At 58.1% G+C, this 15,158-nt stretch carries 16 protein-coding genes; 9 read left to right on the top strand and 7 right to left on the bottom strand.

Annotated elements, in window-relative coordinates; genetic code table 11:
- Positions 1 to 390: 390 nt before the first annotated feature.
- From IFT53_RS03765 to dnaN, 6 genes are all read right to left on the bottom strand, one after another.
- Positions 391 to 1,371 carry a complex I NDUFA9 subunit family protein gene (locus IFT53_RS03765; protein WP_192063288.1) on the bottom strand — a complete coding sequence of 327 codons (981 nt, stop codon included), beginning with the start codon at positions 1,369 to 1,371 and terminating at the stop codon, positions 391 to 393.
- Between the two features lie 117 nt (positions 1,372 to 1,488).
- Positions 1,489 to 1,776 carry a DUF1330 domain-containing protein gene (locus IFT53_RS03760; RefSeq protein ID WP_192063289.1) on the bottom strand — a complete coding sequence of 96 codons (288 nt, stop codon included), beginning with the start codon at positions 1,774 to 1,776 and terminating at the stop codon, positions 1,489 to 1,491.
- A gap of 12 nt (positions 1,777 to 1,788) precedes the next feature.
- On the bottom strand, positions 1,789 to 2,481 hold the full coding sequence (gene pyrF, locus IFT53_RS03755; RefSeq protein ID WP_192063290.1) for an orotidine-5'-phosphate decarboxylase: 693 nt from the start codon (positions 2,479 to 2,481) through the stop codon (positions 1,789 to 1,791).
- A complete protein-coding gene (locus IFT53_RS03750) occupies positions 2,478 to 3,068 on the bottom strand; it encodes a histidine phosphatase family protein (RefSeq protein ID WP_192063291.1) in 591 nt (196 codons plus the stop codon). The genes pyrF and IFT53_RS03750 overlap by 4 nt, the downstream gene beginning before the upstream one ends.
- Before the next feature lie 14 nt (positions 3,069 to 3,082).
- Positions 3,083 to 3,676, bottom strand: coding sequence for a phospholipid N-methyltransferase PmtA (gene pmtA / locus IFT53_RS03745; RefSeq protein ID WP_192063292.1), 594 nt, complete (start codon positions 3,674 to 3,676; stop codon positions 3,083 to 3,085).
- Positions 3,677 to 3,866: 190 nt separating this feature from the next.
- A complete protein-coding gene (gene dnaN / locus IFT53_RS03740) occupies positions 3,867 to 4,985 on the bottom strand; it encodes a DNA polymerase III subunit beta (RefSeq protein WP_042616351.1) in 1,119 nt (372 codons plus the stop codon).
- A 347-nt stretch (positions 4,986 to 5,332) separates the two neighbouring features.
- Here dnaN and rsmI point away from each other — a divergent pair, with 347 nt between their 5' ends.
- The 8 genes from rsmI (at position 5,333) to gshB (ending at position 12,858) form a co-directional block, all read left to right on the top strand.
- Positions 5,333 to 6,190: a 16S rRNA (cytidine(1402)-2'-O)-methyltransferase gene (gene rsmI / locus IFT53_RS03735; RefSeq protein ID WP_342365784.1), complete on the top strand. Its 858-nt coding sequence runs from the start codon at positions 5,333 to 5,335 to the stop codon at positions 6,188 to 6,190.
- Positions 6,180 to 6,542 carry a YraN family protein gene (locus IFT53_RS03730; RefSeq protein ID WP_192063293.1) on the top strand — a complete coding sequence of 121 codons (363 nt, stop codon included), beginning with the start codon at positions 6,180 to 6,182 and terminating at the stop codon, positions 6,540 to 6,542. The genes rsmI and IFT53_RS03730 overlap by 11 nt, the downstream gene beginning before the upstream one ends.
- A 146-nt stretch (positions 6,543 to 6,688) precedes the next feature.
- A complete protein-coding gene (locus IFT53_RS03725) occupies positions 6,689 to 7,987 on the top strand; it encodes an extracellular solute-binding protein (protein WP_042616353.1) in 1,299 nt (432 codons plus the stop codon).
- A gap of 258 nt (positions 7,988 to 8,245) precedes the next feature.
- Positions 8,246 to 9,220 carry an ABC transporter permease subunit gene (locus IFT53_RS03720; protein WP_082249798.1) on the top strand — a complete coding sequence of 325 codons (975 nt, stop codon included), beginning with the start codon at positions 8,246 to 8,248 and terminating at the stop codon, positions 9,218 to 9,220.
- 12 nt (positions 9,221 to 9,232) lie between these two features.
- Positions 9,233 to 10,075, top strand: coding sequence for a sn-glycerol-3-phosphate ABC transporter permease UgpE (gene ugpE, locus IFT53_RS03715; protein WP_042616354.1), 843 nt, complete (start codon positions 9,233 to 9,235; stop codon positions 10,073 to 10,075).
- An 11-nt stretch (positions 10,076 to 10,086) separates the two neighbouring features.
- Positions 10,087 to 11,190 carry a sn-glycerol-3-phosphate import ATP-binding protein UgpC gene (locus IFT53_RS03710; RefSeq protein WP_192063294.1) on the top strand — a complete coding sequence of 368 codons (1,104 nt, stop codon included), beginning with the start codon at positions 10,087 to 10,089 and terminating at the stop codon, positions 11,188 to 11,190.
- 101 nt (positions 11,191 to 11,291) lie between these two features.
- Entirely contained in the window at positions 11,292 to 11,798 is a 507-nt protein-coding gene (locus IFT53_RS03705; protein ID WP_192063295.1) for a cupin domain-containing protein, read from the top strand.
- Positions 11,799 to 11,901: 103 nt separating this feature from the next.
- Positions 11,902 to 12,858, top strand: a complete 957-nt coding sequence (gshB, locus tag IFT53_RS03700; RefSeq protein ID WP_192063296.1) for a glutathione synthase — start codon at positions 11,902 to 11,904, stop codon at positions 12,856 to 12,858.
- Positions 12,859 to 12,911: 53 nt separating this feature from the next.
- Here the strand turns inward: gshB and IFT53_RS03695 are convergent, their stop codons facing one another.
- A complete protein-coding gene (locus IFT53_RS03695) occupies positions 12,912 to 14,495 on the bottom strand; it encodes a peptide chain release factor 3 (RefSeq protein ID WP_192063297.1) in 1,584 nt (527 codons plus the stop codon).
- 90 nt (positions 14,496 to 14,585) lie between these two features.
- Between IFT53_RS03695 and dut the strand changes: the two genes are divergently transcribed.
- Positions 14,586 to 15,056, top strand: coding sequence for a dUTP diphosphatase (dut, locus tag IFT53_RS03690; RefSeq protein ID WP_192063298.1), 471 nt, complete (start codon positions 14,586 to 14,588; stop codon positions 15,054 to 15,056).
- The last annotated feature ends 102 nt before the right edge of the window (positions 15,057 to 15,158 follow it).

The raw sequence follows: 15,158 nt of genomic DNA, 5'->3' as shown, positions 1-15,158 counted from the left end.
CGACGCCGTAAGCTGGTGAACAGCCTGACTTGTTGGCTGCGACAGTACCTGGAGCCATAAACGAACCTGCCAGAACAACCAAAGCCGCACACGCAAAAAAGAGTGCGATAGACTTGCCCATTTTTATTTAGCCTTTCAGACGATGAACGTGAGGACGCGAAGCGTTGCACGGTGATTGTTATGTTCTGGATGTGTGTAGGATGTGGCGTGTAGCAATAAAGGAGCTTACTGAATACGGGGTTAATGCGAACTCTTGTCCACAGTTGCCCTTGTGCCACGCTTGTGCCGCTGAAACTCTGATCATGATGTGCCCCCACATACAAAAGGACAGCGAACTAGCCGCTGCCCGTTATCGTGAGAACGCACGGATGTGCGTTTGGTTGCACTGCTTCAGGCAGCTTTTCCTGCATTGCTGAACTGTCCGTTGGTGCGGTAGCTCACCATATAGGTGGGCAGGATCGAAGACACGCGCACGGGCGTCATGCCGATACCTTCCAGCGTCAGACCGGCCTTTTCGGCCTCTGCAGAAACGACGTTGTCATCTCTCAGCATCGTGACCTGATCTGCCGTCAATGGCGGCGTGATCAGCGGCACCATGGAAGCGATCTTGCCGATCAGCGTCGCGATGCCGAATGGCAGGTTCACAAGCGGGCGCTGGCGGTAGGTCGCGGCCAGAACCGCCTCAAGACAGGCACGGAATGTCATCACATCCTGTCCGCCAAGCTCGTAGGTCGCACCTGGCTTCAGCGCGCCGTCAACGCTGCGGGCGACGACTTCGGCAACATCTTCCACATAGACGGGCTGGAACTTGGTGTGGCCACCGCCGATCAGCGGCAGGAACGGCATGCTCTGGGCCATGCCCGCAAACTTGTTGAAGAAATCGTCTTCGGGGCCAAACACGATGGATGGGCGAAGAATGATGGCGTCTGGCATAGCGGCACGGATCGCGGCTTCTGCGCGGCCCTTGGTGCGGGCGTAACCGACGGACGAATTGGCATCTGCGCCAATCGCAGAAATATGGGTCAGCGTCGCACCGGCATTTCTGGCAGCTTCCGCCACAGCGCGTGCACCGAATTCCTGTACTGCATCGAATGTGTTGCGTCCGCTCTCAAACAGAATGCCGACGCAGTTGACCACATGGTCTGCACCCTCGACGGCCTTGTTGATGGACTCCTTGTAGCGCAGGTTTGCCTGCGCAAAGGAGATCTGTCCGACATTGCCCTGCGGCTGCAAAAAGCCCGCCAGGTCGGGGCGGCGCACGGCGACGCGAATGCGGTATCCGCGCTTCGCCAGAGTGCGCACCACATGCCGTCCGACAAAGCCCGAACCGCCGAAAACGGTGACGAGAGGGGGAAGGTTGGCCAAAGGCATGGGAAGCTCCTGCGAAGCGTTGAATCTAGGCGTTTCCGTCTCTTAGCTTAAAGCCGATGCAACGGGAAGAGAGAACAGCAACACAGATGATGAGAGTGAACGGATGCTTGATAATGATCAGGCGCCGTCGAGGATCATCAACTCTGCATCGGCGACTTCCTGGCGGATCTTGAGCGCCTGCTGGTATTCGTCGCTATTGTAGCAATCCAGCGCGTGCTGCATCGATGGAAATTCGATGACGACATTGCGCGCCCGGCCCTTGCCCTCAAGCTGGTTGACCACGCCGCCACGCGCCAGAAAATTCGCGCCGAAACGCTCGAAGGCGGGCTTGGCTTTCGAGATGTAGTCCTTGTAGCGTTCAGCATCGCGCACATCCACCTGTGCAATCCAGTAACCCTTGGCCATGATGTCTTCCTTTCAGATTGCCTTGGACATTTCATCCAAAATAGCGCGTGCCGCAGCTTTCGGATCGGCGGCCTTGACGATAGGGCGGGCAACCACGAGATGGCTGGACCCTGCCTCGATCGCATCAAACGGTGTCACAACCCGCTTCTGGTCGCCAGCGTCAGAACCCGCAGGGCGAATGCCGGGTGTCACAACAGCCATATCGGCGCCCACGATCTCGCGCACGGCAGCAGATTCCTCGGCTGAGCAGACAATGCCGCCCATGCCCGCATCCCGCGCCTGCGCTGCCCGTTTCATCACCAGCGACCGCGCATCGCCCTGATATCCCGCTTCGATCAGATCGGCATCGTCCATGGAGGTGAGAACGGTCACGCCCAGCAGCGTCAGGTCAGAGCCCTGCGCCGCCCTCACCGCAGCCCGCATCGCCTTGGGATAGGCATGCAGCGTCAGCATCGACATGCCCATCTTGGCAATGTTTTCCACGCCCGATGCCACCGTGTTGTCGATGTCGAGAAGCTTCATGTCGAGGAAGATTTTCTTGCCGCTTGCGGCCAGTTCCTTGGCGAACTCAAGCCCGCCCGCAAAGGCCAGTTGATGACCGATCTTGTAGAACACTACGTCGTCGCCCAATGCGTTGACGATTTTTTCGGCTTCGGCCACGGTTGGAAGATCAAGCCCGACAATCAGGCGCTCGCGTGCGGTCATAATGTCATCTCCTTCCACTGTTCCATCGGCGTCCAGTCGCATGTGAGACTGCGGTCTGCAAGACTAAAACAGAAGATATTGCCACCACCGGGTGGCTGGTCGCCGCGACGGCTGATGCTGTCATGCGCAAGGTGCGATTTCAGCAGCGTCCCGACCGCGCCGTGGCCGATGAAGGCAATGGGAGCTGCGGGATCGTGGCTGGCGAGAACGGCCTCAATGGTGCCGACGATCCGCACCTGTGCGTCGGCTGCCGTCTCCCAGCCCTTGTAGCTTGCCTGCGGGTGGGCAAAGAACCAGTCTGCTGCGAGTTCGAACGCATCGGGCGGAAGAAATCCGGTGGCGCTTCGGTCGTTCTCATGCATGTTGGCTGCTGTCTCGACCTCGACTCCGGCGGCGCGTGCAAAAATCCGTGCCGTTTCAATGGCCTTTTTCTCGCTGCTCGAAACGATGCGCCGCAACGCCTTTGCCCAGGGAGAGGCGGCAGCCCTGCGAACGCGCTGCGCACCGATGTCGGACAGTCCCCAATCAGGCACTGGCACGTTCGCATCGATCCTGACCTGCGGGTGGGTAATATAAAGCGCGTACATGCCCAGACGCTAACTCAGGCGCGGGTATAGGTCCACAGCTGGGCAGGTGGAATGTTGCGCACCACGAAGTCGAAATGGCGGATGTGGTAGAGGTGCGGCTGGGCGACGATGGGCGATACCGGACCGTAGGAAATCTGGATCACCGGGCGGCCATGCGGCACACGGTTCAGCAGGTCATCCAGAAGGCGGATGCGCTCGGCCATGGGGAAGTTCAGCATCGGCACGGCTGAAATCACGCAGTCAAACATCTGGTCTTTTTGCGCTGCCAAGGTCGTATCCAGATCGAAGGCGTCGCCATTGATGAAGTTCACGCCCGGATAGCTGCGCAGCAGTTGCTGGTAGAAATCCGTGGAATATTCGATGGCCGTCACGTTTTCCGGCTTCACGCCCCGGCCCAGAATGGCCTTGGTGATGCAGCCGGTTCCCGGACCAAGCTCCAGCACGGGCAGGCCGGATTGCGGGGTGATGACGCTGGCCATGCGCCGTGCCGTCACGCCAGAGGTCGGCACGATGGCGCCAACCTTCTTTGGCTGATTGACCATACCCTTGAAGAAACGAATTTCCTCTTCGAATTTTCTGCCGAAGCGCTGCTTAAGGCTCAGTCCCATCCGGTCCCCCTTAGGATTATTGTGTGCCAACATTTGTGGAAACTGTGGCGATATGTTGTCTCCCTGTCGTAAAGACAATGAAAAATGTCGCAATAGGAAAATCTTAACGAAAGATGAAAATTCTGCAAACAAAAACGCCGGCGAATGGGATTCGCCGGCGTTTCCAAAGTCCTGTTAATCGGTGAAGATGCTAGACGCGCATCGGCATCAGCACGTAAAGCGCGTCATCACCTGCGGTATCGCGCACCAGCGTTGGCGATCCGGCATCGGCCAGAAGGAAGATCGCGTCTTCGCCGGAAAGCTGGGCGGTAATATCCAGCAGATATTTGGCGTTGAAGCCAATTTCCATGCCTTCATGCTCGTAGCCAACAGCCACTTCTTCCGTAGCACTGCCAGAATCCGGGTTGTTGACGGTCAGCGTTAGCTGTCCCTCGGTAATCGCCAGCTTCACGGCGCGGCCACGCTCGGATGAAATCGTCGACACGCGGTCCACGGCCTTGGCGAAGGACTGGCAATCGACGCGCATTTCCTTGTCGTTGCCGGTCGGGATCACGCGCTGATAATCGGGGAAGGTGCCGTCGATCAGTTTGGATGTCAGAACGATATCGCCAATCGCAATGCGGATCTTGGCGTCGGAAACCTCAACCGTCACTTCCAGCTCGGGGTTGTCCACCAGCTTCTGCAACTCGCCAACCGTCTTGCGCGGAATGATGATGCCCGGCATGCCTTCGGAACCGGAAGGCGCGTTCACATCGGCCCGCGCCAGACGGTGGCCATCGGTTGCCACGGCGCGCAGCTTCAGGTCATTGCCGCTTTCAATCGTGTGGAAGAAAATGCCGTTCAGATAATAGCGTGTCTCTTCGGTCGAGATCGCAAATTGCGTGCGGTCGATCAGCATTTTCAGGTCCGATGCCTTAAGCTTGAAGACATGGCTGAAGGTTCCGGCGGTCAGATCCGGGAAATCGGTCTCCGGCAGGCACTGCAGAGAGAACTTCGAGCGGCCTGATGCCACCGTCATGGTCGAGCCATCAGGGTTGGTCGCCAGAAGCACCTCGGAACCGTCCGGCAACTTGCGCACGATTTCATAGAGAAGATGAGCAGGCACCGTGGTCGAGCCGGCCTGTTCCACCATGGCAGGTGTCGCCTCGGTGATTTCCAGATCAAGGTCGGTCGCCTTCATGTCCAGCTTGGCGTCGGAGGCGCGTAGCAGCACGTTGGACAGGATCGGGATCGTGTTACGCCGTTCCACCACGCGGTGCACGTGGTTCAGCGATTTCAGAAGGTTCGACCGCTCGAGGGTAATACGCATGAAGACTTCCGCTTTCAACCGATGCGATCCTGAAGGGGAGGGATCGCCAAGATAGTGTCTCCGGCATTGTGGCCGGATAATGTGGACGGGCAAAATGGCAGAGTTATCGAGGAAAATGCAAGGGGCCAAGCTCAGTCATTGCTGCCTTTTCCACGCTATACATTCCCTTGGGTGGCTTGAGCCTCCAGAACGGCCTTGTTCATGGGCCTCGTCTTGCCCATAAAGGCAGGGAATTGAGACATGACGGGAATGACGTAGTGACAGATGAACCATTGAGCGACCAGACCACCGATGAAGCAGACGGCCCAGACGGTAATGGACGCGGTTTTAAACTCGGCGGCTTCACCGTGCCCGCGCGTCCCATCGAGGCAGCCCTTTACCTCGTCGCAACCCCCATCGGCAATCTGGGCGATATCACGGTGCGGGCGCTGGAAACACTGGCCTCTGCGGATGTTCTGGCCTGCGAAGATACCCGCGTCACCCGCGTGCTCCTGGATCGCTACGGCATTCGCAACCGTCCCTATTCCTATCATGAGCACAATGCCGAAGAGGCTGGCCCGAAGCTGATTGCAGCGCTGGATGCCGGAAAATCGGTTGCCCTTGTCTCGGATGCCGGAACGCCGCTGGTGTCGGATCCCGGCTATCGGCTGGGCCAGATGGCCATCGAGGCGGGTCACCGCGTCGTGCCCATTCCCGGTGCGTCTGCGCCTCTCGCCGCGCTCGTCGGCTCCGGTCTGCCCAGCGATGCCTTCATGTTTGCGGGCTTCCTGCCGGTCAAGGACAAGGGCAAGCGCGACCGCTTCTCGGAACTGTCGAAGATACCAGCGACCATGATGTTCTTCGAATCCCCGCATCGCATCTGCGCCACCATCAAGGTTGCCTCCGAAGTGCTGGGTCCGAACCGCCGCGCTGTCGTGTGTCGGGAGCTGACAAAGACGTTCGAGGAATTCCGTCGCGGCACGCTGGGTGAATTAGCGGAATTCTACAATGATGACCGCATCGTCAAGGGCGAGATCGTGCTGCTCATCGAGCCGCCGTCCTACAATGAAATTCCCGATATGGAAGATGTGGAAAAGCTGCTGAAAGACCTCGTCTCCACCATGCCCGCCGCAAAGGCCGCCGCCGAAGCCTCGAAACTCACCGGCCTGCCACGCAAGGAGCTTTACCAGCGCATTCTGGATCTGAAGGACAGCAATGGCGCGTGAGGCAATTGCCAAGCGTCGCGCCTACAGGCGCGGCCATATCGCCGAATATTGGGCGGCACTCTATCTCATGCTGAAAGGCTATCGCATTCTGGCGCTGCGCTATCGCACGGCATCTGGCGAAATCGATCTCATTGTCCGCAGGAAGGATGTCATCGCCTTCATCGAGGTCAAGGCCCGCGCGACCGAATCCGGCGCTGTCGATGCCGTGAGCTACACGGCACAACAGCGCATCCGTGCCGCTGCCGATATCTGGCTTTCGCGCCGAAAGGATGCCGCGCACCTGTCCATGCGGTTTGATATCGTGGCGGTCATGCCGCGCCGCATACCAAAACATTTCATCCATGCCTTTTGATAGGCACACGCAGCGGGTGAAGCGCGAAAAGTCGTCCGCTTGATTAGGTTGCGCTGTAATAAATCTGCCATGAAACTGTAAAAACCCCGTCACGGAACGGGCCTATTCGCATCCTCAACCCAACAAGGGCGGTAGAGGACGAAACTATGATCAAGAAATTTTCCATGGCCGCAATGGCCATCACGTTTTCGGCAACGTCTTCCATGGCGGCAACCAACATCACCTGGTGGCATGGCATGGGTGGCCGCAATGGCGAAGTCATCAACGAAGTTTCCCAGAAGTTCAACGCTGCCCAGAGCGCCTGCGCGCTGACGCCAGTGTCCAAGGGCACCTATGAAGAAGCCCTGGCCAGCGGCATCGCGGCTTTCCGCTCCGGCGAACAGCCAAACATCCTTCAGGTTTTTGATGCCGGTGCCGCCACCATCATCAATGCCAAGGGCGCTGTTATCCCTGCCGAAGACATCATCACCAAGGCCGGTTACAAGTTTGACCGTGAAGCCTTCATCCCCGGCGTTCGCAGCTTCTTCGCCGCTGCCGATGGCAAGTTCGTCGGCATGCCGTTCAACTCGTCCGCTCCTATCATGTATTTCAACACCGAAGCCCTGAAAAAGGCTGGCGTTGAAGCACCAAAGACCTGGGAAGAATTTGAAGCAGCAGCACCAAAGCTGAAGGAAGCCGGCTTCATTCCGCTCGTTCAGACTCAGCTCACATGGGAATTCACCGAGAACTTCTTCTCGCGCAACAATCTTCAGTTCGCCACCAACAACAATGGTTATGACAGCGTTGTCGATACCAAGCTGAAGGTCACAGACCCGAACCTCGTCATGATGTTCGATAAGCTGAAGTCCTGGAAGGATCAGGGTTACTTCGCCTATTACGGCGCTGGCTGGAACGATAACCAGAAGCCATTCGAAGAAAACAAGGTTGCTCTGTGGATCGGTTCTTCAGGCTCCTTCGGCGGCCTGCAGAAGACAGCACAGATGCCCTTCTCTGCAACCTTCCTGCCATACTGGGGCTCCATCAAGGGTGCTGGCACCAACTCCTTCATCGGCGGCGCTGCCCTGTTTGCCATGTCCGGCAAGTCGGAAGCAGAAAACAAGTGCGTTGCTGACTTCTTCCAATTCCTGACATCGCCAGAACTCCAGAAGTTCTACCACCAGGCAACCGGTTATGTCGCCATCACCAAGGCAGCTTACGAGCTGACCAAGAAGGAAGGCTACTACGAGAAGCAGCCTGTTGCCGAAGTTGGCATCAAGCAGCTTTCTCTCCCAGGCGGCGAATGGTCCAAGGGCTACCGCCTCGGCTTCTACCCACAGATCCGCTCGATCATGGAGCGCGAATATGGCCGCATCTTCTCTGGCGAAGTTCAGCCAAAGGAAGCCATGCAGATCATCGAAAAGGAAGGCAACGAGCTTCTGGCCCGTTTCGCCAAGACCGCTGGCTGATCAGCTTTAGCCTTAAACCAAATGGGCCTCCCTTTTTCAAAAGGGGAGGTCTGTTGGCTGTCTCCAAACTTCGCTCAACCCTCCACGTCATCCTCGGGCTTGTCCCGAGGATCTAACGAACCACAACATCGAACGTGGTCAGATCCTCGGGACAAGCCCGAGGATGACGTGGAGGAGAGTGCAAAGCCTGTCCTTAATCCCTGGTTCTTCCTTCATTCCAGAAGCGTCGATCCAAAACACACATAAAGGTTTACGCGCGTGGCCTATACGACTTCACAACCGCGTCCCGTGCGGACCCTGCCGGGCATCCTTGCCAAGGCAAAAAAACCTGCGAAAGCCGCTCAATCGACAGAAAAGCGGGTGCAGTTCTCGTCATCCTATTTGCCCTATCTGTTGATCGCGCCGCAGCTGATCGTCATTTTCGTGTTCTTCTACTGGCCATCGGTGCAAGCCGTTCAGTCCTCGTTTTATATTGAAGACCCTTTCGGCTTCGGCTCGACCTTTGTCGGCTTTTCAAATTATTCCGATGCTTTGCTGAGCACCGAATACTTCAACATCGCCAAGTTCACCGTCGTGTTCACAGTGCTTGTCACGGTCTTTTCTCTCGCGCTCGGCCTGTTGCTGGCGGTCAAGGCAGATGCGGTCATCCGGGGTGCTTCGGCCTACAAGACCATGCTGATTTCGGTCTATGCCATCGCCCCGCCGGTTGCGGGCCTCATCGGCATGATGTTTTTCGATCAGCATATCGGCCCCTTCGTCAAGATTGCCGCCACGCTTGGCTGGCACATGCAGGTGGGCGTCAATTATTTCGATACCGCTTTTGCCATGGTCTTCGTGTCGGTCTGGAAGCAGATCCCCTATAATTTCATCTTCTTCCTGTCTGGCCTGCAAAGCGTTCCCGTTTCGGTGCGCGAAGCCGCCTTCATCGATTGCCGCTCCGGTTTTCGCCGGTTCTGGACCGTCATCATGCCGTTGCTGGCCCCCACGGCCTTCTTCCTGCTCATCATCAACATCACCTACGCGCTGTTTGATACCTTCGCCGTCATCGACGTGATGGTGAAGGACAAGGCGGCAAACAACCCCATTACCCTTGTCTACAAGGTGTTTCTGGATGGCTTCCGCGGCAACGATATTGGCGGCTCATCGGCGCAATCGGTCATTCTCATGATCGTGGTTTTTGTGCTGACGGTGCTGCAATTCCGCTTCCTCGAAAAACGCATCCATTACGGTTGAGGATTACACACTATGTACAAGACCAAACCCCTCGACCATCTGATCCTCATCATCGGTTCGCTGCTCTTGATGTTGCCGGTCGTCGTCGCCTTCATGACGTCGACCCACACGGCGGCAGAGATCCACATGAATGGTCTGACCCTTCTGCCGGGCGATAATTTCGTCGGCACCTATGAGAAGGTTCTGACCCAGAAGGGCGGCTTCACCGGTCAGGTTACCGGCCTCAACATGGTCATCAACTCGCTGATCCTCGGCGTCGGCTTTGCCGTCGGCAAGATCGCGCTGTCGATGTTCGCCGCCTATGCCATCGTCTATTTCCGGCTGCGTTTCGCGACCTTCGCCTTCTGGATCATCTTCACCACGCTGCTCCTGCCGCTCGAAGTGCGCATCATGCCGTCCTATGAGGTCATGAGCAAACTGGGCCTTTTGAACTCCTATACCGGCCTCATCGTGCCCCTTCTGGCATCGGCCACAGGCACGTTCTACTTCCGCCAGTTCTTCAAGGCGGTGCCGGATGAAATTCTGGAGGCGGCGCGCATTGATGGCGCGGGCCCCGTCAAGTTCTTCATCGATATTCTCCTGCCCCTGTCGCGCACCATGATGGCCGCCATCTTCATCATCATGTTCGTCTATGGATGGAACCAGTACCTCTGGCCCATGCTCATGACCAATGATGAAAGCTTCTTCACCATCATGCGCGGCATCAAATCGATCCTCCAGGTCTGGGTCGGTTCGCAAATCCCCGATTACAACGAAGCTTTCGCGCTTGCCATTCTGGCCCTGCTGCCGCCCGTGCTGATCGTCGTCATCTTCCAGAGCTGGTTCATCAAGGGCCTCACCGAAAGCGACAAATAAAGGATACTGATATGGCCGAGATCGAAATCACTCAGGTCTGCAAGGATTACGCCAACGGCATGCGCGCCGTGCATGATGTGGATATCTCCATCAGGGATGGCGAGTTCATCGTGCTCGTTGGCCCGTCGGGCTGTGGCAAGTCCACCCTGTTGCGCATGGTCGCGGGTCTGGAAGAAATTTCCGATGGCACCGTCAGCATCGGAAACCGCGTCGTCAATGATGTGGAGCCCGCCGATCGCGACATCGCCATGGTGTTCCAGAACTATGCGCTTTATCCGCATATGTCGGTGCGCCAGAACCTGGAATATGGCCTGAAGAACCGCAAGACGCCGAAGGCAGAAATCGATGCGCGCGTGGCAGAAGCCGCCCGCATGCTGGAGCTTCAGCCCTATCTGGATCGCAAGCCACGGGCACTGTCGGGTGGTCAGCGCCAGCGCGTGGCCATGGGCCGCGCCATTGTGCGCAAGCCCGCCGCCTTCCTGTTCGATGAGCCGCTGTCCAACCTCGATGCGAAGCTGCGCGTGTCCATGCGCGGTGAGATCAAACGCCTGCAACGCCGCCTTGGCACCACTTCCATCTATGTCACCCATGACCAGCTGGAAGCCATGACGCTGGCAGACCGCCTCGTGGTGCTGAATGCCGGTCGTATCGAGCAGATCGGCGCGCCGCTGGAGGTCTACCACAAGCCGGCCTCCACCTTCGTCGCGAGCTTCATCGGCTCTCCCGCCATGAACCTTCTGTCCGCCGAACTGCATGGAGATCGCCTGGCCATCGGCCCAACGGTCCTGTCGCTCAACGGCTATGCCCCGGCCTCAGGCCCTGTCACGGTCGGCATCCGCGCCGAAGACCTGCGTTTCGTGCATGGCCCGGAGCAGGGCATGCCGTTCCGTGTCGAATATATCGAAGAGCTCGGCTCGCAGCGCCTCATCCACGGAATGCTGGGCGATCAGGCGCTGACCGTTGCCTGCGCATCGGAAACCGAAATCCCTCAGGAATTGTCGCTTTCCGTTGCATTGGAAAAGCTGCATTTCTTCGATAGGGAAACTGGCAAGCGTATCGAAGGTGCCGCACATAGCGCACACCATCAGGCACCGGAGTTTGCTAGCGCCCATTGATCGCCCAAAAGTGATCTTCCGTTAAATTTGAATCTATTTATGGAAGTTCATGCTTACGCGGTTTGTGCTATGGCGTTCCCATTGCAAAATGGGGGCGCAATATGGCTTTGCATGTACTGATAGCAAGTGTTGCGGCAATGGCGGCGCGTTCCGTGCCATCCATACCTTTGACAAGCCGAAGCCGCCGGGCAGAGCCCGTTGTCTCGCAGTCCTCGCACGCCATGGAGATGAAGCCCGCCCCGATCAATCCCGACTGGATCATCGATGGCCAGCCCGTCGCCCGCATGGCCGACCACTCCAGAAGCGATGACCGCGCCGCCCACACCGCCCTTTGGGATTGCACCGCCGGTACCTTCCGCTGGTATTTCGGCTGGGATGAAACCGTCCATATTCTGGAAGGCGATGTGCATGTCACGGCGGAAGATGGCACTATCCATATGCTGCGCGCCGGCGATGTCGCCTATTTCAAGGCGGGCACCTGGGCCACGTGGCGGGTGGACGCATACGTCCGCAAGGTCGCCTTTCTGCGCCGCCCGTTCCCGGCACCCATTGCCTTCGCCTACCGCGTCAAGAACAAGCTGATGCCCGCGAAAGCGCCATCGCTATAGGCCTCGTACAGGTCAATAAAACTCATAGATACCCCACGGCGTAACAGTTGCCTTTGAAGCTTGCCTGCCCTAAACCTTTCGGGCTTTCAAAAGGAAACTGCGCATGGCCAAAATCAAGAACGTCGCGATCCAGATGGATCATGTCTCCGGCATCAACATTGCGGGCGATAGCACCTTCGCGATCAGTCTTGAGGCGCAGGCCCGTGGCTATCGCCTGTTCCACTATACGCCGGATCGCCTGTCGATGCGCGATGGCAAGATCTACGCCACCGTGGAGCAGATGCAGCTGCGCGATATCAAGGGCGATCATTTCTCCCTGTCCGAACCCGAGCGCGTCGACCTCGCCACCATGGATGTCATCCATCTGCGCCAGGACCCGCCATTCGATATGGCCTACATCACCTCAACGCATCTCCTGGAACGCATCCACCCCAAGACGCTGGTCGTAAATGATCCGGCATGGGTGCGCAATTCGCCGGAAAAGATCTTCGTTACCGAATTTGCTGATCTGATGCCGACAACACTCATCACCAAGGATGTGGCCGAGATTGCCCGCTTCCGCGAAGAGATGGGCGATATTATCCTGAAGCCGCTTTACGGCAATGGCGGCGCTGGCGTGTTCCACTCCACCCGCGATGACCGCAATTTCTCCTCGCTTCTGGAAATGTTCGGCCAGATGTTCCGCGAGCCCTATATCGCCCAGCAATATCTGCCTGATGTCCGCAAGGGCGACAAGCGCATCCTGCTGGTGGATGGAGAGCCCGTCGGTGCCATCAACCGTGTCCCTGCGGAAAACGATGCCCGCTCCAACATGCACGCCGGTGGCCGCCCTGAGCCGACCGAGCTCACGGCCCGTGAAAAGGAAATCTGCGAACGCATCGGTCCTGCGCTGCGCGAGCGCGGCTTCCTCTTCGTCGGCATCGATGTGATCGGGGATTACATGACGGAAATCAACGTCACGTCACCAACGGGCATCCGCGAAGTCAAGAAGTTCGGCGGTGCCGATGTCGCAAGCCTGTTGTGGGATGCCATCGAGCGCAAGCGCGAAGCGCAGGGCTGATGATTTCTGAATGTAACCCCGGCCTTGCAGCCGGGGTTTTCATTTGACTGTTATCACGCCGCCTTGGCGACGTGGTATTCCTTGATCGCCACCATCTTGATGCCGGGATAACGCTCGGCCTCGTAGCGCAGCGAAAAGGCATCCTGCGCCAGAAACACCGGGTCGCCGTCAAGATCGCGGGCAATATCGCCGCGCTTCACCGTCAGGAATTTCTCCATATCGGCAGACTGCTCGGCAGAAATCCAGCGGCAGATCGAAAAGCGCGACATTTCAAACGAAACCGGCAGGCCATATTCGCCCATCAGCCGTTCCTTCAGCACGTCCAGCTGCAACGCGCCGACAACGCCCACGATGGCAGGAGAACCGTCCTCGGGTGAAAACAGCTGCACGACGCCCTCTTCAGCCATCTGGTGCAGGGCTTCCTTCAGCTTCTTCGCCTTCATCGCATCTTCCAGCCGCACGCGGCGCAGAATTTCCGGCGAGAAGTTGGGAACGCCCTGGAAAACGAGGTTTTCACCCTCGGTCAGTGTGTCGCCAATGCGCAAGGTGCCGTGGTTGGGAATGCCCACCACATCGCCCGCAAAGGCCGTGTCGGCAATATGGCGCTGCGAGGCGAAGAAGAATTGCGGGGCCGTCAGACCCATCTGCTTGCCAGTGCGCGCCAGCCGCGCCTTCATGCCGCGCTCCAGCTTGCCGGAGCAGATGCGCGCGAACGCAATACGGTCGCGGTGGTTGGGGTCCATATTCGCCTGAATCTTGAAGACGAAAGCCGTCATCTTGTTTTCATCGGCATGCACAGTGCGCGTATCGGCCACTTGGTTGCGGGGTGGTGGCGCAATCTCGCCCAGCGCGTTGATCAGGTCGCGCACGCCGAAATTGCGCAGCGCCGAACCAAAGAACACCGGCGTCAGATGTCCCTCCAGAAACGCATCGCGATCAAACGGGCGACAGGCTTCCAGCGCCAGTTCCGTTTCCTCGACAAAGGCTTTACGCTCGTTTTCCGGCAAGCGGCTGGCCACATCCTGCGGGCCATTCACCTGCGTTGCCTCAACTTCCTTATCAGAGCCGCGAACCTTGTTGCTGGCCAGATAATAAGAGCCGCAGAAGCTCTTGGAGCGACCGATCGGCCAGGTGATCGGCGCCGTGTCCAGCGCCAGCTTCTCTTCGATTTCATCAAGGATTTCGAAGATATCCCGACTTTCACGGTCCATCTTGTTGACGAAGGTGATGATGGGAATATCGCGCATGCGGCACACTTCGAAAAGCTTCAGCGTGCGCGGCTCGATACCCTTGGCGGCATCGATCACCATGATCGCAGCATCCACCGCCGTCAGCGTGCGATAGGTGTCATCGGCAAAGTCTTCGTGACCCGGCGTATCGAGAATATTGAAGACCTTGTCGTCATATTCAAAGGTCATGACCGAGGTCACGACGGAGATGCCGCGTTCGCGCTCGATCTTCATCCAGTCAGACCGCGTCTGGATGCGGTCCTTCTTCGCCTTCACTTCACCGGCCAGCTGAATGGCACCGCCGAACAGCAGCAGCTTTTCGGTCAGCGTCGTCTTACCGGCGTCCGGGTGCGCGATAATAGCGAAGGTGCGGCGGCGGGAAACCGCCTCTGCGAGTGTTTCGGTCATCTGACAAATCCTGTGGAATTGCGGGGTATCTAGCGTTTCGGGGCCGCTTTTGCAATTGACCTTGGCCCGCACAAGGAAAACTAATGCGCCATGACCCAAGAAAAGCAGAAACGCCCCGCCCTTAATCTTGTCCGCTTGCCCCACGCGGGAGGCATTGAACTGCCCTCCTATGAGACATCAGGGGCCGCAGGCATGGATCTACGCGCAGCGGTGGAGGAAGGCGCACCGCTGGTGCTAGCACCCGGCACCCGCGCTCTGGTGCCCACTGGCTTCATCTTCGAAGTGCCTGAAGACTATGAGGCACAGATCCGCCCGCGCTCCGGCCTTGCCATCAAGAGCGGTATCACCTGCCTCAACACGCCCGGCACCGTGGACAGCGATTATCGCGGTGAGGTCAAGGTCATCCTCGCCAATCTGGGGCAGGAGGATTTCGTGGTTGAGCGCGGCATGCGCATCGCCCAGATGGTCATCGCGCCGGTCACGCAGGTTGATGTTGTCGAGGTCAGCGAAACCTCGCAGACAACACGCGGCGCGGGCGGCTTCGGCTCCACCGGCGTTTGATAGCCTGCAACCGGCCACATTTTTTCTGCCCGGTATAAGTGGAATTGTTCACTTCCTGTTCTTGTTTTGCGTTGGCGTCTGTGCAAGGTTGCAGAGACGGAC

This window comes from Rhizobium sp. CFBP 13644, assembly GCF_014842165.1.
Lineage (GTDB): Bacteria > Pseudomonadota > Alphaproteobacteria > Rhizobiales > Rhizobiaceae > Agrobacterium > Agrobacterium tumefaciens_C.
This window is presented reverse-complemented; position numbering and strand designations above follow the sequence as displayed.